Origin of the sequence: Pseudoruegeria sp. SK021 (assembly GCF_002119405.1) — a bacterium.
In the GTDB taxonomy this organism is placed as follows: Bacteria; Pseudomonadota; Alphaproteobacteria; order Rhodobacterales; family Rhodobacteraceae; genus Meridianimarinicoccus.
Genome location: NZ_MTBG01000127.1, coordinates 1 through 544, shown reverse-complemented (window position 1 = coordinate 544; position 544 = coordinate 1). Strand labels below are relative to the sequence as shown.

Here is a 544-nt window from a genome sequence, read left to right as displayed (position 1 = left end):
TCAGGCAGCTGGCTAGTGGTATTCTCTGGCACGTGGCATATCCTTTTCTCGGCTGAGAATTGACGGCGTCTGAACACCGCCATGATATGCCGCCCCTCAGGGCATCACCAACTTTCGCGCGTTACTCACCCGGCGCGGTTCACATCCGTGAATGGGTCGGCACTAAATCCCGATGGATCGGGCAGTTGGGTGATGGTAGACTCTGACATGTGGCATATCCTTTTCTCGGCTGAGAATTGACGGCGTCTGAACTCCGCCATGATATGCCGCCCCTCAGGGCATCACCAACTTTCGCGCGTTTCTCGCCAACACCGGACGGACACTTTATTGGAGCTTCGGGGCAAGTTATTGGAGATGCTGAACAAAGCGAAGCCCGCCTTGGGGGCGGGCCTGGGTCTTGATGGGTGTTCGCTAAAGTTGGTTGCGGGGACAGGATTTGAACCTGTGACCTTCAGGTTATGAGCCTGACGAGCTACCGGGCTGCTCCACCCCGCGACAGGGTGATTGGATCGTTTGAGAGATACGTTTATTATGGAACGGCTTA

The 544-nt window shown here is 55.7% G+C and carries 1 tRNA gene; it reads right to left on the bottom strand.

What is annotated here, in order from left to right:
* Positions 1 to 418: 418 nt before the first annotated feature.
* Positions 419 to 495 (bottom strand) — tRNA-Met (locus BV911_RS18920).
* Positions 496 to 544: the final 49 nt, after the last annotated feature.